This is a genomic window from Exiguobacterium sp. s128 (genome assembly GCF_018618815.1).
Taxonomy (GTDB): Bacteria; Bacillota; Bacilli; order Exiguobacteriales; family Exiguobacteriaceae; genus Exiguobacterium_A; species Exiguobacterium_A antarcticum.
In genome coordinates, this window is sequence record NZ_JACSMT010000007.1 from 57,504 (window position 1) to 77,023 (window position 19,520).

General features: G+C 49.1%; 20 protein-coding genes and 2 pseudogenes. 15 read left to right on the forward strand and 7 right to left on the reverse strand.

Annotation, left to right across the window (positions count from 1 at the left end; translation table 11 throughout):
* Positions 1 to 213: 213 nt before the first annotated feature.
* The 3 genes from KNQ13_RS04805 (at position 214) to KNQ13_RS04815 (ending at position 2,750) form a co-directional block, all read left to right on the forward strand.
* Entirely contained in the window at positions 214 to 978 is a 765-nt protein-coding gene (locus KNQ13_RS04805) for a DeoR/GlpR family DNA-binding transcription regulator (protein WP_026831185.1), read from the forward strand.
* A 25-nt stretch (positions 979 to 1,003) separates the two neighbouring features.
* Entirely contained in the window at positions 1,004 to 1,669 is a 666-nt protein-coding gene (locus KNQ13_RS04810) for a copper homeostasis protein CutC (RefSeq protein ID WP_034774571.1), read from the forward strand.
* Between the two features lie 442 nt (positions 1,670 to 2,111).
* A complete protein-coding gene (locus KNQ13_RS04815) occupies positions 2,112 to 2,750 on the forward strand; it encodes a DUF975 family protein (RefSeq protein ID WP_014970118.1) in 639 nt (212 codons plus the stop codon).
* 58 nt (positions 2,751 to 2,808) lie between these two features.
* Here KNQ13_RS04815 and KNQ13_RS04820 read toward each other — a convergent pair whose 3' ends face one another.
* Both KNQ13_RS04820 and KNQ13_RS04825 read right to left on the reverse strand, forming a co-directional pair.
* Positions 2,809 to 3,690 carry an NAD(P)-dependent oxidoreductase gene (locus KNQ13_RS04820; protein ID WP_026831187.1) on the reverse strand — a complete coding sequence of 294 codons (882 nt, stop codon included), beginning with the start codon at positions 3,688 to 3,690 and terminating at the stop codon, positions 2,809 to 2,811.
* Positions 3,690 to 5,435, reverse strand: a complete 1,746-nt coding sequence (locus KNQ13_RS04825; protein WP_026831188.1) for an ABC transporter ATP-binding protein — start codon at positions 5,433 to 5,435, stop codon at positions 3,690 to 3,692. The genes KNQ13_RS04820 and KNQ13_RS04825 overlap by 1 nt, the downstream gene beginning before the upstream one ends.
* 133 nt (positions 5,436 to 5,568) lie before the next feature.
* Here KNQ13_RS04825 and KNQ13_RS04830 point away from each other — a divergent pair, with 133 nt between their 5' ends.
* The 4 genes from KNQ13_RS04830 (at position 5,569) to KNQ13_RS04845 (ending at position 9,835) form a co-directional block, all read left to right on the forward strand.
* A complete protein-coding gene (locus KNQ13_RS04830; RefSeq protein ID WP_014970121.1) occupies positions 5,569 to 6,009 on the forward strand; it encodes a YaiI/YqxD family protein in 441 nt (146 codons plus the stop codon).
* Positions 6,010 to 6,096: 87 nt separating this feature from the next.
* The gene (locus tag KNQ13_RS04835; protein WP_236624423.1) at positions 6,097 to 7,740 is read left to right on the forward strand and encodes a sensor histidine kinase; all 1,644 of its coding nucleotides are present in this window, start codon (positions 6,097 to 6,099) and stop codon (positions 7,738 to 7,740) included.
* Between the two features lie 21 nt (positions 7,741 to 7,761).
* On the forward strand, positions 7,762 to 9,516 hold the full coding sequence (locus tag KNQ13_RS04840) for a sensor domain-containing protein (protein ID WP_236624424.1): 1,755 nt from the start codon (positions 7,762 to 7,764) through the stop codon (positions 9,514 to 9,516).
* Positions 9,517 to 9,568: 52 nt separating this feature from the next.
* On the forward strand, positions 9,569 to 9,835 hold the full coding sequence (locus KNQ13_RS04845; RefSeq protein WP_026831191.1) for a hypothetical protein: 267 nt from the start codon (positions 9,569 to 9,571) through the stop codon (positions 9,833 to 9,835).
* Between the two features lie 134 nt (positions 9,836 to 9,969).
* Here KNQ13_RS04845 and KNQ13_RS04850 read toward each other — a convergent pair whose 3' ends face one another.
* Complete coding sequence (locus tag KNQ13_RS04850; protein ID WP_026831192.1) at positions 9,970 to 10,944, reverse strand: DUF4003 family protein; 975 nt, start codon at positions 10,942 to 10,944, stop codon at positions 9,970 to 9,972.
* A gap of 54 nt (positions 10,945 to 10,998) precedes the next feature.
* A complete protein-coding gene (locus KNQ13_RS04855) occupies positions 10,999 to 11,520 on the reverse strand; it encodes a DUF1836 domain-containing protein (protein ID WP_014970124.1) in 522 nt (173 codons plus the stop codon).
* A gap of 113 nt (positions 11,521 to 11,633) precedes the next feature.
* On the opposite strand from KNQ13_RS04855, the gene trhA reads away from it, so the two are divergent.
* The 4 genes from trhA (at position 11,634) to KNQ13_RS04875 (ending at position 15,180) form a co-directional block, all read left to right on the forward strand.
* On the forward strand, positions 11,634 to 12,281 hold the full coding sequence (gene trhA / locus KNQ13_RS04860; RefSeq protein WP_026831193.1) for a PAQR family membrane homeostasis protein TrhA: 648 nt from the start codon (positions 11,634 to 11,636) through the stop codon (positions 12,279 to 12,281).
* A gap of 119 nt (positions 12,282 to 12,400) precedes the next feature.
* Positions 12,401 to 14,137 (forward strand): M3 family metallopeptidase, encoded by a 1,737-nt coding sequence (locus KNQ13_RS04865; protein ID WP_051590525.1) that lies wholly within the window; start codon positions 12,401 to 12,403, stop codon positions 14,135 to 14,137.
* 46 nt (positions 14,138 to 14,183) lie between these two features.
* Positions 14,184 to 14,882 (forward strand): ribose-5-phosphate isomerase RpiA, encoded by a 699-nt coding sequence (rpiA, locus tag KNQ13_RS04870; protein WP_026831194.1) that lies wholly within the window; start codon positions 14,184 to 14,186, stop codon positions 14,880 to 14,882.
* A gap of 40 nt (positions 14,883 to 14,922) precedes the next feature.
* Entirely contained in the window at positions 14,923 to 15,180 is a 258-nt protein-coding gene (locus KNQ13_RS04875; protein WP_014970129.1) for a hypothetical protein, read from the forward strand.
* Positions 15,181 to 15,218: 38 nt separating this feature from the next.
* On the opposite strand, the gene KNQ13_RS04880 is transcribed toward KNQ13_RS04875, so the two are convergent.
* From KNQ13_RS04880 to KNQ13_RS04890, 3 genes are read right to left on the reverse strand one after another with little or no spacing between them, the layout of a single operon-like run.
* Complete coding sequence (locus KNQ13_RS04880; RefSeq protein WP_012370068.1) at positions 15,219 to 15,623, reverse strand: DUF350 domain-containing protein; 405 nt, start codon at positions 15,621 to 15,623, stop codon at positions 15,219 to 15,221.
* Positions 15,624 to 15,635: 12 nt separating this feature from the next.
* On the reverse strand, positions 15,636 to 15,812 hold the full coding sequence (locus tag KNQ13_RS04885) for a hypothetical protein (RefSeq protein WP_014970130.1): 177 nt from the start codon (positions 15,810 to 15,812) through the stop codon (positions 15,636 to 15,638).
* A gap of 55 nt (positions 15,813 to 15,867) precedes the next feature.
* Entirely contained in the window at positions 15,868 to 16,983 is a 1,116-nt protein-coding gene (locus KNQ13_RS04890) for a GGDEF domain-containing protein (protein ID WP_236624431.1), read from the reverse strand.
* Positions 16,984 to 17,244: 261 nt separating this feature from the next.
* On the opposite strand from KNQ13_RS04890, the gene KNQ13_RS16100 reads away from it, so the two are divergent.
* The 4 genes and pseudogenes from KNQ13_RS16100 (at position 17,245) to KNQ13_RS04910 (ending at position 19,239) form a co-directional block, all read left to right on the forward strand.
* Positions 17,245 to 17,784 carry a CoA-transferase gene (locus KNQ13_RS16100; RefSeq protein ID WP_026831195.1) on the forward strand — a complete coding sequence of 180 codons (540 nt, stop codon included), beginning with the start codon at positions 17,245 to 17,247 and terminating at the stop codon, positions 17,782 to 17,784.
* Positions 17,785 to 17,789: 5 nt separating this feature from the next.
* Positions 17,790 to 17,882 (forward strand): annotated as a pseudogene (locus KNQ13_RS16300) (SDR family NAD(P)-dependent oxidoreductase); the annotation flags it as partial.
* Positions 17,883 to 18,035: pseudogene (locus KNQ13_RS16305) on the forward strand (SDR family oxidoreductase); the annotation flags it as partial.
* Between the two features lie 13 nt (positions 18,036 to 18,048).
* A complete protein-coding gene (locus KNQ13_RS04910) occupies positions 18,049 to 19,239 on the forward strand; it encodes an acetyl-CoA C-acetyltransferase (protein ID WP_026831197.1) in 1,191 nt (396 codons plus the stop codon).
* The last annotated feature ends 281 nt before the right edge of the window (positions 19,240 to 19,520 follow it).

Sequence of the window (19,520 nt, forward strand, 5' to 3'; positions counted from 1 at the left end):
ATGTCCTCCTTCCTGTCAGGAAGTGAGGGGATCCACCGACTTTTTTAGCTATTTCGGACAGCCGACGACTTTTGAAAGCCACTCTTTCTGAAAAATAAACGAATACAACAACATTTCATAGGAATTACACGTTTTTTTACACCGGATTTACAAGACCTTTACAGACGTTCGCTACACTAGAAGTAGTACTTGTCTGTGAAGGGAGTAGTTCATGTGTCGTTATTAGGAGAGGAACGAAAATCACAAATCATGCAATGGCTTGAAGAAGAAGGAAAAGTCATGACGAAGGATTTGATTGACCGCCTGGATGTCTCCGGGGAGACTGTCCGGCGTTATCTCGAGGAACTCGAGCGGGAACGGCAACTGAAACGGGTCTACGGGGGAGCGATCTATCAAGGGGGCAAACAAGAGTCGCCGGTTTCAAGACGGACCGATCAATTGTCCCGCCGGCTGGCGCGGTATGCGAAAGGCTGGCTTGCGGACTACTCCTGTATCTTTTTAGGCAAAGGGGAGCCGGTCGAACATCTGTTACCGTATTTGAGCGGCAGCGCAACGATTGTCACGAATTCGCTGTCGATCGCCAGTCATCTCGAACAGTGCCGGGAAACGGGACCGTTCCACGGCGAGATTCGATTACTCGGCGGAACCGTCGATTCATATGGACAGACGGTTGGGGTCGAAGTTTTGCAGGCGCTTGACGCCTACGCGTTTGACGCGTCTTTTTTGACGTTCGACGGAGCCGAAATCGAACGGGGATTCGTCAGCGATGACATCGAGTCGTCATTGATTCAAAAAGCCATCATTGGTCGGACGAAGGATGTCTATGCCTTTTTAGCGTGTGACGAATTCGAGGGCAACCGGAAATATAAAGTCGCGGAATTCCGCCGCGCTAAAATCGTTCTCAGTCCGTCGACCTATCCGCCGTCTTGGGAGATGAAGCTGTTTAATGAACGGGTGAATTGGACCGTCGTCTCATGATACACTAGGGTGGGAGGGATGTATCATGTTAGAAATCATTGCAGCCACAGTAGAAGAAGCAACAGCCGCCGAGCGGGCGGGAGCCGACCGGCTTGAACTCGTCTCGGCCTTATCAGAAGGCGGATTGACGCCGAGTTACGGATTGATCCGGCAAGTCTTGTCTTCGGTCGAGATTCCGGTCCACGTCCTCGTGCGACCGCACAGCAAATCGTTTGTTTATTCGAAAGCCGATCAGGAAACGATCATCACGGACATTGATTTGATTCGGGAACTCGGAGCAGCCGGAATCGTCGTCGGTTCATTGACGGCAGACGGACGTGTTGACGAAGGATTCCTTGGACGAATCATCAAACATAAGGGCGATTTGTCGCTGACGTTCCACCGGGCAATCGACAGCAGTCGTGACATCGTGGAAGCAGCTGAAGTATTGGCTGATTTTCCAGAAGTCGACCGGATCTTAACGTCAGGCGGACACGCGACGGCACTGGAAGGTCAAGCCGTCATCGCCCAGTTGATTGAGCAACACCCCGACTTGATCGTCTTGCCGGGTTCCGGCATCACGGTTGAGCGGGCGGAAGAATTACTTAAAGCAACCAATGCAACCGAGTTACATGTTGGATCCGCTGTTCTCGTCGACGGTCAAGTTGATCCTGATAAAGTCGCTGCTCTGAAACAGCTGCTTGCGCGTTAAAAAGAGCTTTAGCTTTAGGGTTTGAGGAAGAAATCATTCTGCTTTTCACTCGCTTTCCTCAGGCGAGACACAAGCCAGTTTCCCTGCCCTTATGGTCAGGGAAGCGGGTCTTGTTTGTCTCTGACAGCGCAAAAAATGCGCTTTTTCCTGTAGGAGTCTCATGAAGCGAATCATTTCTTCGAAACGAATGTAGGGAGGCGGACTTTCAAATCCGTCTCCCTATTTTTTGTGAAAATAACGATTGGATTCATTATTTCATTTTGATAGGTATTTAGCTGCTCTCATTTCCGACAAGAAATGCTTACGGAGAGAACAAAGTCTTATTAGAGCCAGCTGTCCAAAAATCGACACATCTTGAAGGAATCGAGACAGGGATTGCTATTTTTTCAAGACAGACTACGGTAAACTATAACAGGAAAGTTGAAAGGTAAAGGAGTTCATCATGACAAATCTACAGTACAAACAAGCTGCACTTGCGACGCTAAAAGGGAAGTGGCTGACAGCGCTCAGCATCTCGATCGTTTATTTCTTGATCTTTGCCCTGGCAGCCAGCCGGATGTCGTTTGATCAGGACAATCTCGACAGTATGCTTCGCTTCGTCGCCTTGAACATCGTCGTGACGATCGTACTCGCGCCCGTCACGGTTGGACGGACGATTTCCTATCTACGTCTCGTCCGCGGTGAGACAGCAGGCATCGGCACGTTATTCGAGGGCTTTGCGTCCGTCCGTTTTTACCTGAAGGTGATGGCTGCCTATACGATGGTCACCTTGCTCGTCTACCTCGGCTCCTTTTTGGTTGTTCCAGCGATCTATTTCTATTTGATGTACCGATTGGTTCCGTTTTTATTGGTCGACCGACCGGATCTGTCGTTTTTCCAGGTCCTTGGGGAAAGCCGACGGATGATGTATGGTCATAAGTGGCGTCTCGTGAAGCTGTACCTCAGCTTCATCATCTGGGGCATCCTCGCCTTACTCAGTACCGTCGGAGTTGTCCTGTTGACACCGTATTTCGATACGACGATGGCACATTTTTATGAACAATTGAAAAAAGAACAACAGACAGCGACACGTTCAGCGTAAAAAACGAGTCTGACCTCCCATCACTGGGTAGGTCAGACTCGTTTTGTCGTGCCGTCGCTTAACGTGACGGTGTTTTTTCTTTTAGTAACAAGTAGAGGGCTTGTGTACCGGATTCCGCGTGACCGGATGCTGCCAGTTCCTCATACAATTTCTTGACGAGTGCAAGGCCCGGTGTCGAGATGCCCATCTCATCGGCGCGTTCGAGCGCTAAATTCATATCTTTGATGAAGTGTTTGACGAAGAAACCAGGCGAATAATTTTCCGCAATGACACGCGGTATCAGATTTTCAAGCGACCAGCTGCCGGCCGATCCACTTTTGATCGTCGCAACGAACTGCGTCGGATTGATCCCGGATTTTGTGACGAACAACAGCATTTCAGCCGTTCCGATCATCGATCCCGCAATCGCGATCTGATTGGCGAGTTTAGCCGACTGACCTTGTCCCGGACCACCAAAGCGGGCAATCGATGTGCCCATCGCCTCGAACAATGGTTTGACCGTATCGAAGGCTGCTTCTTCGCCACCGACGAGAATCGCGAGTGTCCCGTTTTTTGCACCGAGATCCCCGCCTGTGACCGGTGCGTCAAGGGCGGAAAGTCCTTTTTCTGCCGCTTTCTCCGCAATCTGAATCGCAAGCGCCGGGCTTGATGTCGTCATATCAATCACGATCGTTCCCGGTTTCGCCGATGCCAGGATGCCGTCCTCAGCGAAATAAATCTGTTCGACATCTTGCGGATACCCGACGATCGAGATGACGACGTCGACATTTGTTACGGCTTCCTGAATCGTATCGACGATGACAGCACCGTCCTGCTCAAGTGGTAATCCTTTTTCCTTGGTCCGGTTATACCCTTTGACGGAAAAACCGGCTTTTAATAAGTTACGAACCATGCCTTGACCCATGACACCTAATCCGATGAAGCCGATTGTTTTTGTCATCACTTACTCCCCCTTGTTGTTTCGGTTTGCCCGATGAATTGTTGCGTTACGAGTTTATTATACAAGACATTCGACTCGACGAGAGAGTCATGCGTCCCGATGCCGGAGACCCGTCCTTGTTCAAGAACAACGATTTGATCGGCGTGACGGACCGTTGCGAGACGATGGGCGATGACGAATGTCGTCCTTCCTTCCATCAAACGTTCGAGGGCTTCCTGGACGACCCGTTCCGATTCCGAGTCAAGACTCGATGTCGCTTCATCGAGTAATAACAATTCGGGATCACGGAGCAACGCACGGGCGATCGCGATCCGTTGCCGTTGTCCACCGGATAGTTTGACACCCCGTTCACCGATTTCCGTTTCGTATCCGTTCGCGAACGAGCGGATGAATTCGTCAGCATTGGCCATTTCAGCCGCTTCCCGGATTTGTTGTTCCGTGACATCCCCCGTTAATCCATACAACAGGTTGTCACGAATCGTCCCGGACAAGACAGGAGAATCTTGGGCGACATAGCCGATCGCATTACGCCAGCTCGCGAGCTCGAACTGGTCGATTGCATGTGGTCCCAGTTCGATCTGACCAGACGTCGGCAGATAAAAACGTTCGAGTAAGGCGAATAAGGTCGATTTCCCGGAACCACTCGGACCGACGATTGCCGTCGTTTGACCACGTGGCAAGGAAAAGCTGACGTCATGCAGCAAGGTGGTGTCATCATAACCAAAGGACAATTGATTAAAATGAACAGCTGAAAATGGTCGTTCGACGTGTCGTGTCCCGTCGTGTTCCGGCTGTTCTTCCAGGAGTTCGGAAATCCGTTCTGTCGCGCCACGTGCTTTTTGTAATTTAGAGATGAACTCCGTCATCATGATGAGAGGAGACATGATTTGGAACAGATACAATGAAAAGGCGACGAGCTCACCGGCCGTAATCTGATTGGTCGAGACGCGGTAGGCGCCAAAGCTGATGATGACGATCAACATCGAGGTCAGGGCGACATTAAAGACAGGTAACAAGATGGCTTGGACTTTCCCTTCCTTGACACCAAAACCAAACAGATGCTCGATCCGAGTCCGGCCCCGATCCATCTCGTATTGTTCCGTCGCTTGCGATTTGATCAAGCGGACTTCACCTAACATCTCCGCGAAAAATCCGGACAAGCCGGCCAGTTCTTTCTGAGTCTCGCGGGAAATTTGATGCAGTTTCCGGACGAGCGGAATGATGATCAGTAACGTAAACGGGACGGCAATCACCATGACGAGCGTCATCTGCCAGTCGAGGAAAAATAAAATCGTGATTGCACCGACGATCGAGACGATTGACGTCAACAGACGGACGAGTTGTTCCGATAATAATTGTTGTAAGGTCGTCGCATCATTGTTGAGACGGGAGACGAGTTCACCGGACTTCGTTTCGTCGTAGAACGGAATGGGTAAACTTAGCAAGTGTTTCCACAACATTATCCGTAAATTAGCGACGATTCGTTGTCCCGCTACCTGGAGCCAGTAGATCGAAAACGCATTGCTGACCATCTGGATGACGAAAACGAGCACGAACAAGGTAATCAATCCCGGTGTGATCCGGTCGACGGAAAAATTATCAATCAACGATTTTAAGAACCAGGGAATCATCAGGGCGGCAAGCGCTTGAATGATCGAGACTGTCACGGCAGCAGACAATAGGCCGACAGGTGGTTCACTTTTTTTGAGTAGCGATAAAAATGATTTAAACGTGGCAGGTTTCAAGTTGGCACATCCTTTCCTACCTATTGTCTGTTCTAAAGGAATTACGGTCAACTTCGAACGATTCACTTGACAGTAATTCCTTTCGTCACGGACACTAAAAGAAAGTGTTGGGAAATAAGGAGTGACATGAGACGTGAGAATATGGATTGATGCAGACGGATGTCCGGTCGTCGATCTGACGATTCGTCTGAGTACAGGGTATGAGGTTTTTTTAGTTTGTGATACCGCACACCAATTTAGCCGAGAAGGCGCGACGACGATTACGATTGGTCAAGGGGCGGATGCCGTCGATTTTGCCATCGTTAATCGAATGGCTCCAGGCGATATCGTCGTGACTCAAGATTACGGTCTTGCAGCATTGTCACTGGCACGGAAAGGGCGCGCAATCGATCAGAATGGGCGGATCTTCACGAACGAGAACATTGATTTTCTGTTACATACACGGCATGTCGGACAAGAAATTCGACGTGCGGGCGGACGAACAAAGGGACCAAAGAAGCGGACTCGTCAGGAAGATCTGGCGTTTGAGCAGTCCTTTGTCCGTTTGTTAGCGGATGCAAGCTCGATTTCTTAAGGCGTAACAAGGTGAGATGCGACGAAAAAACTGCGTCCCATGTTATAATTTTAGACAACTATTTACGAATTGGGAGGAAGAGGCGCATTGAAGAAAATCGTACGGTATCGTCCGGAAAAAAAGGTCCGCCCTTATCGCTTGAAGACCAGTCCTTTTCCAGCGTATGAGCTGAAAACGACGGATCAACAAAAAATTGGTCAGCTGACACAAAACTTGGCAGAAGTCGAACATAAATTGAAGCACCGTAACGAAATCATGGAAGCGTTGGCGACACAAAATGTCGAATCAGCCTGTGAGACGTTACTGGTCAAGCTGCTTAAATTCGTTGATTTAGAGGCCGGTGCCATCTTGTTGTACCGTCGTGAACAGTTGAGTCATCTCGTGACGCAAGGTGTCGAAGACATTGAATTGATCGAAAAAGATTTGGATCAGTATTCAGTCTTACGCCGGGCCTTCGTCATGCGGAAGTCTGTCCAGTTGCCCTTGACAGAAGGGGTGTATGAATCCGCGATTCCCGTCCAGTCACCTAGCAACGGGGGGGTCGTCGGTGTGATTTATTTGAAACATCCCTTTGAACAGTTTAATTTGGAACAGGTCGGTGACATTCTCGACTTGTCCCGTAAACTTGGGATGACACTCGAACGGCATTTATTGTTTCATCAGATGGAACACGAAAAAATCAAGACCTATCAGCTGCTCGATTCGATTCGGGAAGCCGTTTTATATATTGAAAGCAGTGGCGAACAGATTTATGCCAACCAGGCGTTATTGAACATGTTCCCGCCGAAGCTGGTCAGTCAGGCACAAGGGTTTCGACATGCCTATGAACGGGCGACGTCTTTATTTGAACACGTCGATCAGCCGGATGCGCTTCATGACTACATCGGTCAACTGATGAATGGGGACATACCAGGTGAAACGATTGAATTGTCGGCGTTTCGGGGCAACTTGTTGCTCAGTGCCTATGCCGAGCGGATTGCGATCGCCAATGTCGAATGGGGCATGATGCTTGTCTTACGGGACGTCACGAAAGAAAAAGAATTGGACTTAAAACAGTCCGAGTTCGTTTCGATCGTGTCGCATGAGTTGCGGACACCGCTCTCGTCCATCATGGGATTTACAGAATTGTTGATGCGCCGGACGTTAGATGGACCGCGTCAGAAAAAGTATTTAGAGACGATCCATTCGGAAACGGTCCGTCTCGCGGAATTGATCGATGATATCCTGGAAATTCAAAAGGGTGAAGATGTGTCGCAAGGAACGGTCAAAAGACGCCTCGATCTGAAAAGATTGATCTTTGACATGAAGCCGATGTTTGATCTCGCGAGTCATCTGCATCGGATTCGCGTTTCATTTGAAGAAGGGGATTACCGGATGACGGCAAGTGAAGAAAAAATGAAACAGCTCTTTACGAACTTGATCATGAATGCCATTAAGTATTCACCGGATGGCGGGACCATTAAAATTCATGGGCAAGTGAAGGACCAATTCATTTCTCTGATGGTTGAAGATGAAGGAATCGGCATTCCTGAAAAAGCACTGCCGTTCATTTTTGATAAATTTTACCGGGCGGATAACTCCGATACACGGAAGATTGGCGGGACAGGTCTTGGTTTGGCGATCTGTCAAATGATCGTCATGGATCACGGCGGGACTATCACCGTTCAATCGGAAGAAGGGCACGGGAGTGTATTTACGGTTCAGTTTTCGATTGAGACGATCGCTGAATAATCGAGAAAGGAGGAAGCGGCATTGGATAATTCACAAATGCGATATGAAGCATTACACCCGCTTGTCGAAGAGATTTTAGGAAAGTTGAGTGAAAAAATCGGAGTCAACACGCTGTTTTTTGCGCTCAATGATTTGAACAGTAATTTCGTCGTCAAGGCGATCAACCATGACAAAGAGTTGATTGAAGAAGGGACGACACATGTCTTTCAGCATGTGCTCTGTAAGCTTGTCATCGATGAAACGGACGGGAAGATTCAAATCAATGATTTGTTGGCAAATCCGCAGACGGTCAATCATCCGGTCACACAGAACCTTGGAACGGGTAGTTTTTTAGGCGTCGCGATCAAAAATGCTGACAATGAAAAAATCGGGACGTTGTGTGCGTTTGATGATCGACCGTATGAATTCGATTCAGCGGATTTGAAACTGATTGAAAGTTATGCAGACATCATCAGTAAATCGATCAGTGTCGAGACGTATGTCATCAAGGATGCGTTGACGGATGTGTACAATGAACGGTATATGAATCGGTTGATTTCCAGTGTGACGAACCATCCTGCCTTTTTGATGGTCCTGAATCTCGATAACTTTCATGCGATAAATGCCACGTACGGGTACCGGGTCGGAAATCGTGTCTTGCAGGAAATCGCGTCTCGTCTCAAGCATGTTCCGATCCCAGAGCATGTCGTCGGCCGGATGGACGGAAATGAATTCATCATCTTGGCGCCACTCGAACAAATGGCGTTTGCCGATCAAGGCAAAAAATTCGCGCAATCCATCATCGAATCGATTGAGCGGCCGATCGTGCATCTGGCCGACGAACCGATTCACTTGACGGCATCGTCCGGGGTCAGTCTGTTGACGGGCGACCATATGAACCGGCAGAACCAGGTCTATGCGGCAGAAGCATTGATGCAACAGGTCAAGCTCGATGGCAAAGCGGGCATTTTATTTGTCGATCAGCAGCGAGATCTCGAACAACACCCGTTTAATCATGTCCTCGAACAAGAACTGAGCCATGCGTTAGAGCGGGGGCAGTTCGAGTTGTATTACCAACGGATCCTGAATGCGAAACTCGGACAGACGGTTGCAGCCGAAGCGTTACTCCGTTGGAATCATCCCATCCTAGGATTCGTCAGTCCGACAGATTTCATTCCGATTGCAGAGCGAATGGGGAAATTCGGTCAGATCGGACGTTTTACGGTCTGCCAGGCCATTTCAGATAGTCTGCGATTGGAAACCGAGCTGGGACGACCCGTGATGATTTCCGTTAATCTGTCAGCGAGTCAGTTCCAGTCGGATTCGATGATTGCTGAACTCTTACAATTTGCTGGTCAAGACACGTTCAAACGAGACCGGATTGTCCTTGAGATTCGGGAAGAAGTACTCCAAACGGGGAAACGGACGGCGATCGAACGTTTAGAAAGCCTACGCCAAGCAGGATATCGATTAAGTGTCGATCATTTTGGGAGCCACTATGCGTCACTTAACTCATTGTTACGGTTGCCGGTCCAATCGGTCAAACTTGATCCAATCTTCACGAGAAGATTGGCACAAAACCAGCTCGAACAGTCCATGTTGCAATCGGTTTATGCATTGACACAGGCCCTTGAGATCGCGCTTGTCATACAGGAAGTCGAGACCGTCTCGCAATTCCGGCAAATCGTTGCACTCGGAGAACGGTTATACGTCCAAGGGCATTATCTCCATCATCCCCAGCCGATTAGCAATCTGATTGCTGATTTCTCAAAAGTGATTCATACGTCGGATGTTTAATCGTTCCTCGTGAGGGAATACTCTTAACATCACAGCTTGAGGGGGATTTTCAATGGCAGACCAACATGAAAAAGAAACAGATCCGATTACATCAGGTAATAAAATGACAAAAGATGATATCGCCGGTCGCGACCAATCCGATACGGCGTCACAAGAAAAATCCGATTCACAGACGGTCGAAGCGTCAAACCAAGCGTCTGATCAAAAAACAAGTGATCAACCGGATTCATCAACATCTGACGAAGCACCTGATCTCTCACATGAAGCCGATGAGGACGGGGACGTGACTCCGTCTGATGCGGACAACCAAGAAAAATAATCAAAAGAACGGACTGGCTTGTCGTTCTACTAAATAAGAAGACGGAAGCGCTTTTGAAGTCGCTTCCGTCTTTTTGTCATGGGCAGGAATGGTATTGGTTTGTCGGCACAGGTATGTTCCGTCGAAGTGGACGATCAATCACCCCCACTGCCCCCCCCATCGCCCCCATCAAATCCACCGTCCGCCATTCCGCCATCGGTTGCATGTGACGTATCCGTCAGGTCGACGGGGAATAGATAGACGGGCAAGAAGTCGGACGAGTCTGTCAGATTGGACGGACTCAACGGACCAAACAGCTGATGTAGTGTCGGATGATCAGCCACATATAATCGAACGGCGGTCAGGAACACTAAATCTTTCCGGTACTTAAAGTGCGAATTGTGGCGTAACTGTTCCGTCATTTGTTGTAACGCCGGTTGATGGCTGCGCGGATCGCCAAGCAAGGCGAGTAAACCATGAAACGACAACGGAATACCTTGTTTCCGGTACAAGTTACGGGACTGGGTCAGTTGGTCGATGTAAGTCGAATGATCCTCGACCGGTACTAAGGAAAGAAGCAGAGCCGTGACATAGGTCTGCTGGGACCGACCAAATTGTTTTTTTAGCACTGCATAGGTCGACTCGATCTGGTCGTGAATGTCCGTCAGCTCTCCACGGCGTAAGCTGTTTAAGAACAGAAACGACATGAGTAAAGGTGAGACGATGAAGCGGTGGGAGTCCTTGACAAGTCGGTATAGGTCGACCGTTCGTTGCAGCTGCGCATCGGTCGCATCCAACCGGCTGATCAATAATGCCGTCGAATAGGCATTCAGCGGATGGACAAGCCGATGGGTCGCAAAAAAGCTGTAGATCGACATCATTTGGGTGACTCGTTCTGATGGTGACGCGTCATAGGCGTGAATCTTTGACGCAAGCAATAATGCTTGCGTCTGGTGGGAACGTAATCGTTTTTCGAGATCGGCAGCGGTTTGCTCCAAATCGGTAAACGTCCTATGATGTCGACCGACTGTGTCATCAAAAGCAAGTTCAATTAAAATCCCGTCCTGATAATTCACGAAATAGTGTCCTGTTTCCTCAAGTCGCGCTAAAAAGGGTCCGACGACATCCATCCTGTCCACCTCGCTGTTCATTTTCCCTATTTTACCATGAGAGAGGGCGAAAAGTTAATCTTCTAATTGATCAATCAACCGTTCGGCTGCCCGGCGATACAAGTTGCTCATATGGGCCAGTGACAAAATCAGCTGTAACTGTTCTAAATGATCCAGGTCATCAGGAAGCTGCTGTTGTTCTTCAAAAAAAGTCTGGTTGGTCGTCGTCGTGTCGAGATACGTTTGATAAAAGGCTTCGAGGTCAATCGTCTGATTGGTGATTCCTGTATTCAAGTCCGTCAGAATCGTTTTGATGTCGTTGATCGAAAATGTTCCTTTGAGCTGATAAATCAGACTGATCAAGATGAGGTGGTTTTTCGTATATTTTTTATTCGTCACCGGGAAAAACAATTTCTTTTTTGCATAGTTGTTGATCATCGTTTTCGTCAAAATCGTCTCGCCTTCGGAGCGGGTCGTCTCTTCGAATGTCCGTTCAAACAATTGAATGACCTGGTCCATGTACAGATCGATATTCGGGATATCCGTTAAATCCAGCTGCCGGTCAAGTGATGGTTTTGGTTGATCTGCGTGTGTCATGAAAAAACCTCCAAAAAAATAATACAGAATGACTTCCTATTTCTCTACTATATGATAGAATGTTCATATAACGCCATGTAGTATTGAAAACTACATAACAACGGAGGGAAATTATGAAATCGTATATGAGAGAACCCATCAATGGGCTAACCCACCTCGGAGGAGCCGTCTTTTCCTTCATCGGTCTGCTTGCACTGGTCATCAAAGCAGCACTTGAGCGGGGGGCGGGATTACCGATTGTCGCGACGATCATCTTCGGAGTCAGCATGATTGCCTTATATGCTGTCTCAGCAACGTATCATATGGTATTAGCAAGCGACCGGGCGATTGCGACTTGGCGACGTCTTGATCACTCGATGATCTATTTATTGATTGCCGGATCGTACGCCCCGTTTTGCCTGATCAGCCTCAACGGACCGACCGGCTGGGTACTATTCAGTATCGTCATGCTGATTGCTGTCTTTGGCATTACCTTCAAACTGGTCTGGTTCAACAGTCCACGCTGGTTGTCGACGACGCTCTACATCGGGATGGGATGGATCATGGTCTTTGCAATCACACCACTTGCCGCTGTGTTGTCACCGATCGGTATCGGTCTTCTGTTCCTCGGTGGGATTTTCTATACGGTCGGCGGTGTCATTTATGGCTTGAAACCAGCTGCATTATCGTTTAAGCACCTTGGGTTCCATGAGATTTTTCATGTGTTTGTCTTGCTCGGCAGTTTAGCGCATTTCCTTTGTGTCTATTTCTTCGTCATCTAATGGACGTGTTCATCCTTTCAATCAGAAAGGATGTTTTTTTTTATGGGAATAATTAGAAAAACAGGATTTCATCTTAAAAGGCACGAAAGCAGAATAGGAAAACAAAAGGAGGAACAGATATGTCGGTCACCGCACCCCGTTGGCATCTCGCATCACTATACTCGAACGAGGATGTCACACGTACGTTAGAAAGTATACAAGAAGGGATCAAGCGACTTCAAAACGATCCAGGAACGTTTCGATCACAATTGATGGTGTTTCAGGATCTTATGAAGCAGTCGGAAGAAGTGAATGATTTCGTGTACTGTCTCTATGCAGAAGACGTCTCACAGAAAGATATCATCGATTTACTAGAGCAAACGGAAATATTGCAGGCCGATCTCCGCGGGATGAAGACCGCGTTTGAGGAGCGGTTACAGAAGTTGTCGGAAGACGAGTGGACAGAGTTACGGAGTGGAGAGACTGCATCTTATTATCTAGAGGAGCGTCATGCCATCATGGACCGTCGATTACCACCGGAACAGGAACAATTGATTCAAGCCTTGTCGATCGATGGGTTTGCAGCGTGGGAACAGCTCTACGAACAACGGTTCATGGGACTGCGGATTCCAATCGATGGACAAGAGGTCACGATTGGGCAGGCACTCTACGAAGCGACGCACGGTGTGACGCGGACATCCCGGCAACAAGCCGCAACGGCCATCATGAAGATGTGCGAAAAAGAGAGCGATACGTTTGCACTGATGCTGAACCGGATTGCTGGATTTCGACTTCATGTATATGCGAAACGGGGATGGGATGATCTTTTGACCGAGTTATGTGAACAAAATCGGATCAAGCGAACGACACTTGAAGCGATGCTTTCAGCCATCGATCAACATCAGTCTTTGTTTCAGTCCTATTATGCGCGGAAGATCCGTCTTGCTAATGTTGTCACACCACAATGGCATGACCTGGAGGCGAATACGTTTTCATCAGCCCGGCATATTTCCTACACGCAAGCACAAGAACTCATCCTGAAACAATTCAGGCGGGTGTCTTCTCAGCTGTCGACGTTCACAAAAAAATTGTTTGATGCCGGCTGGGTCGATGCCGAAAATCGTCCGAACAAATCAGAAGGCGGATTTTGTGCCTCGTTCCCCGTCGCCAAGGAAAGCCGGATCTTCATGACGTATCGCGGCGCCTATCAGGACGTCGTCACGCTGGCGCATGAGTTGGGTCACGCCTACCATAATTCATTGCTGCATGATCTTACGTTCTTCAATCAGATCAAAGGAACGAGCATCGCCGAGACCTCCTCGACCTTCATGGAGAATTTGGTCCTTGATGCTGTCATCGAGGAGTCGGAACAGGAAGAGCGCCTCGCCATGCTTGAAATCAAGATTCAAGAAGGATTGAAGTATGTCGGAGTCGTTCCCAGTCTGTTTCGTTTTGAGCAACGGTTTTATACGGAACGGAAACAAGGGCCGGTTTCGAGCGTTCGGTTGTCGGAACTGTTACTCGAAGAGGAGATGCATCATTACGGCGATGTCTTAGCGGAGTCGGCTCCTTTCAAATGGATCTATGCCAGTCACCTCTATAATACCCGTTTAGCATTCTACAACATTCCCTATACAGTCGGTTACTTGCTGAGCAATCAGTTGTACACGAAGGTCAAACAATCAACGGCGGCGTTCGAAACACAATTTGAACCATTGTTGCGTACATCAGGACAAGCAGCGATTGAAGAGCTGGTCGAACGTCATATCGGTGGTGATCCGGAGTCCTTCGTTTTTTGGCAACAGGCACTTGAACCGTTGCTTGGCGCAATCGGGATGTATCTGAGCGAGACGGAAGCGCTTGTTCCTGTCGATTGAACTCGCCGGCAATCGGGAATAGATAATTAACGAAGGAGGGGTGCCGATGTATGAACAGGAGAAACGATTGCTGGCGGAAGCTGCATTGAAGCATGTCAAAAACGGGATGGTTCTCGGACTCGGGACAGGTTCGACGGCCCGTCTCTTCATCGAAGTGTTAGGGAACTGGGTGCAGGACGGTGGACAGATTCAAGGGGTCGCGACCTCAGACGCAACAGCGGAGCAGGCGAAACAATTAAACATTCCGCTTTTATCGCTTGAAGAAGCAACGCATATCGACCTGGTCATCGACGGAATCGACCAAATTGATCGCCAGTTCCAGGTGCTAAAAGGGGGCGGCGGCGCCTTGTTTCGGGAAAAAGTTGTCGCCTTGATGAGCCGTGAAGTGCTCTACCTCGCAGATGCGTCGAAGTTCGTCCATCATCTCAGTGGACCGTTGCCGGTTGAAGTCGAGCCGTTTGCGGGACCTTATGTCGAGCAACGTCTGCAGGAGAAACATCTTGTCTTTACGTTACGTCAACAAGACGGACAACTTTTTGTCACGGATGGTGGCCACTTGATTATTGATGTGGATCTAGAACGTATACAAGATGTGCGTCATTTCGCACAAGAACTGAAGGGATGGTCAGGTGTCGTCGAGACAGGATACTTTGAACGCCAGCCGGATCACGTCTTGACGGTGGAGCAGGGGAACGTCCGGCAGCTCGCTCATCCGAATCTGCGGGATGGCGGAGGTCTTGTCTAGCGGGGCAAGTTGATGTTTGAAGCAGAAAGAAGGGGAACACATGCGATTACGAAAACGGTATTTGTTTGGTGCCAGTATGCTTGCCGGTGCCGGCCTCTTGTTATTAAAAAAGAAAGAGCCGGCCTCGACCAGCCACCTCAAGGAATATTTGTCACATCTGGACGAAGATTTGAGTCCGGATGCGGATAAAGATCCGGATGAAGTCGGGTTGACGAAACTGGATTCGATTTATCGTGCCGAGTGGCAAGCGAACGGCTATCCACGTTCCAGAAAAGAACTCGAGGATTTAGAAAAATAAATCACGCCAGCACTCCGGTTCGGGGCGCTGGCGTGATTTTAGTATGTAAGGGAACCGGCGATGATCAATCCGATTGAAATCGATAGAAACAGTAATAACAAACCAACCGCTTCGTTGTTGGCATCAATTTCTTTTGTCATGCTGAGACGTGGAATGATCAAGTCAGCCAAGTAGAACAAGACGATCTGGAAAACAATCGCAAGCGCTCCCCACAACACCATGTCGAGAATGCTGACGGAGTTCGTGATGCTTGAATAAAGAACGATCGCAAGACCAAGGATCCGTCCGCCGAACGCATAGACGGCTGCTTTTTTCCCTTGACGGATCAGCTCCATCTCTTTTGACTTCGTCGTCACTTCAAACAGGACGACCCCGATTGCTAGCAGGAGTGTTGCGACCCCGATATACGCAAGCGTCGATAAAAACAGTTCACTAAAACCCACTGTACTTCCCCCTTAGGAATGATTTGATTTGTTTCGTTCTTTTCGTTGTTGCCACGAGACATACCCTTCGAGCATCGCACCGACTAAAATCCCGGCTGAGACGTACAGATAAAAATTATCACCGATGAAGCCGAAGACCAGCCCGAGGATCAGACCGATTAAAATGTAAGGTCCTTTTGTTAATTGCATCAAATTCACCTACCTCACTGTCAAACGTAGCTGATTTTTTCAGATTCGTCCATCCCTAATCCGAATGATGTGTCGTCGCCACCTCTTGTTCGATTGAAAAAAGAGTGACTTGGTTCCGACCATTTTGTTTCGAATGGTAGAGGGCGGCATCGGCATCGGTGACAAGATGTTGGATCTCTGTTGTCGTTTTTGGAAAACTCGCGACCCCGAACGAAGCGGTCAACGGCAGAAAGACACCGGTCGATAACTGAAAAGGGGAGGTCGCGATCCGTTCCCGTAACTGTTCTGCGAGAGCGACGACCTTAGCGATCGTCAGCTGCTCGACGAGAATCGAAAACTCTTCACCGCCGTTTCGGGAGACATACCCGGCATCCGTCACACCATCCCGCAGGCGGGCTGCGAATTGACGTAACACTTCATCACCGGCCTCGTGCCCATACGTGTCGTTGACCTGCTTGAAATGATCGATATCAATCGTAATCAAAGCAATTTCGTGTTGGTGTAGGATGGTTTGTTGTTTCAAGTCATCAAAATGATCCGTGAAGGCACGGAAATTATGTAGACCGGTCAAAAAATCACGTTGAGCCGTCTGTTGTAACGTCCGCATTGACTGTTTCGTCAGCCGGATGTCACGGATGATGACAAGGGCGAGCCAGCTGCTGACGAATGAGGCGGGAAGGACGACGCTCAAAATCGTTGTCATCAGTCCGGTCGCCGCCAGCACGTAGGTCAGGACGGCACCGTGCAGAACAGTCGCATAAATCGTGACGAGCGTAAAGGTTCGTTTCGAGTAGATCGGGAACCAGTTGACGAGCAAAGACGTCCCGCCGGCAACCAATATGATGAAAAGCGTGGCGGCATAGGCGGCGGCGTTCGTACTGATACTGAACCGGTAGAGGACGATGACCGCCGTGACGATGACCGTCGGTAAGGGTCCGGCAAAATAGGCGGCAACGATGACAGGAATATGTCGTAAATCGACAAGCACGCCGGGGACGGGCTCAATCGTCAACTGCATTAACAGAAGCGACAGGACACTTAAACTGATGCCATAGAGAATCCGGACCGATCGTTTGGAGTCGACGGTGATCGGATGTGGTGATAATTTACCAAGCAGATAAAAACCACTCATCAATAGAGTCACGTTATGCAGCACATCATATAAAATCACTTTCAAGCTTATTCACCTTGCTTTCGTCAAACAAATCATACTTATCGTTAGAATACGCTAGTTGCTGTACAAAATCCTGTATTCTGATAAAAGATTTCTAGAAAAAGCATCTAAAAATCAAGTATGTCCATAATGTGAACTTATAGAACCTATAAGCTGTACTTATAGGTTCATGGATTTTGATTGACCGTTGCCAGATTCAATTGTTAAATGATGAAGAAGCAATTGAAAGCGCTTACTAAAATTAAAAGGAGACACACCATGGAACTTGTCATCATTCTTCTTGCCTTATCTTTATTGATGTTCGTGGCATATCGAGGGTTTTCGGTCATCTTGTTTGCTCCAATCTGTGCCTTGTTCGCTGTCTTACTGACGAACCCGGATTGGGTCTTACCATTCTTCTCCAACATCTTCATGGAAAAAATGGTCGGCTTTATCAAGGCCTATTTCCCTGTCTTCCTCCTCGGAGCGATTTTCGGGAAAGTCGTCGAGATGTCAGGGATCGCTGAATCGATCGCGAAGTCGATCATTCGGATGATCGGGACGAAACGGGTCGTCATCATCATGGAACACGTCAATAAGTACGGCGAGTCGAAGGTCAAGACGAGTTGTACGTTACCGTTGACCGGGAGCCAAGTCGTCAATCGGCTGATCACGGATAAAGCCGTCTTTGATTTCACGGAATCGGGGATGGTCCTGATCGAGGCGTTAAACGGACTCACCGTCGAAGACATTCGCGCTGTCACAGAAGCGAACTTCACGGTCAGTCCGGAACTTGAACGAATGCCAGTAGGGGAGTGAGTCAAATGGTCAAGGGAGATATCGTCCTCGTGACGGGAGCAGGAAGCGGGATTGGTCTTGAAATTTCAAAAGCGTTTGCCGAGGCAGGGGCGAAGGTCGTCATCACGGACGTCATCTACCCGCTTGTTCCGCAAAAACGGTTGCTCGCCGTCGAAGAAATCGCCGACTATGCGTTATTCCTCGCCAGTCGGAAAGCAAAAGGCATCACGGGACAGGCCAACGTCTTGGACGGTGGTTATACGATTCAATAAGGGGGAAATCAGGATGAGTGAACAAGTTGTCATCGTCAGTGCGACACGAACGGCAATCGGCAGTTTTAACGGCAGTTTAAAAGATGTCAAGGCAACGACGCTTGGGGCGACGGTCATCCGGGCAGCACTGGAACAAGCGAACGTCGCGCCCAATCTCGTCGAAGAAGTCATCATGGGCAACGTCCTTCAGGCAGGACTCGGACAAAATCCGGCGCGTCAGGCAAGTCTCCTCGCCGGTCTTCCGGAAACGGTTCCGGCGATGACGATCAATAAAGTCTGTGGTTCCGGCTTAAAGGCGATTCATCTCGCGTTTCAGGCGATCAAGTCCGGAGAGGCGGATATCATCGTCGCCGGCGGGATGGAAAACATGAGCCAGGCGCCGTACGTGTTAAGTGGTGCCCGGACCGGCTTACGGATGGGTGACCAGCCGCTTGTCGATACGATCATCAAGGACGGACTCGAATGTGCCTTTAACGATTACCATATGGGGATCACAGCGGAAAATCTGGCCGAGCAATATACGATTTCCCGGGAGGCGCAAGACCAGTTTGCAGCGACAAGTCAACAAAAAGCAAGCCAAGCCATTGAAGCGGATCGTTTCCAAGCGGAAATCACACCGGTTGAAATTCCGCAACGTAAAGGCGAGCCTGTCGTATTCACGCAAGATGAGTTCCCGCGTGCCGGTACGACAAACGAGTCCCTCGCACGACTGCGCCCGGCCTTCAAGAAGGACGGGACGGTGACGGCCGGTAACGCATCCGGGATCAATGACGGAGCGGCAGCAGTCGTCGTCATGTCTGCTCGCAAAGCGAAAGAACTCGGACTGACACCCCTCGTCGAGATTGTCGCAAACGGCACGTCCGGCGTCGACCCGAGCATCATGGGGATCGGTCCGGTCAAGGCGGTCGGACAGGCGTTGCAAAAAGCCGGTCTTGAACTTGACGCCATCGAGGTCATCGAGGCGAACGAAGCGTTTGCTGCGCAATCACTTGCGGTTGACGCGGAACTCCGGTTTGATCCGGCGAAGTTGAACCGTAACGGCGGAGCGATTGCACTCGGTCATCCGATCGGCGCCAGCGGAACACGGATCATGGTGACATTGATCCACGAGATGTTACGGACCGGCGAAAGCCATGGTCTCGCGACACTCTGTATCGGCGGCGGTCAAGGGATTGCGACGATCGTCAAGAAGTTTGAAGAATGATTCTGATTGTTAAACAGTAAAAATTGAAGAGGCTGACTCTAAAAGGAAGCACTCATTTTTTCACGCCCTTTCCTCAGGCGAGACACAAGCCAGCTTTCCTGCCTCAATCAGGCAGGAAAGCGGGTCTTGTTTGTCTCTGACAGCGCAACAATGCGCTTTTTCCTGCAGGAGTCGCGTGAAAAGAGTGTTTCTTTTTTTATGAGATCAGGGTGGCAGAATAAAAATCTGCCACCCTTCTTTTGCGTTTGGTTTAAATGATTTACTGGATTAGCGAAATGACG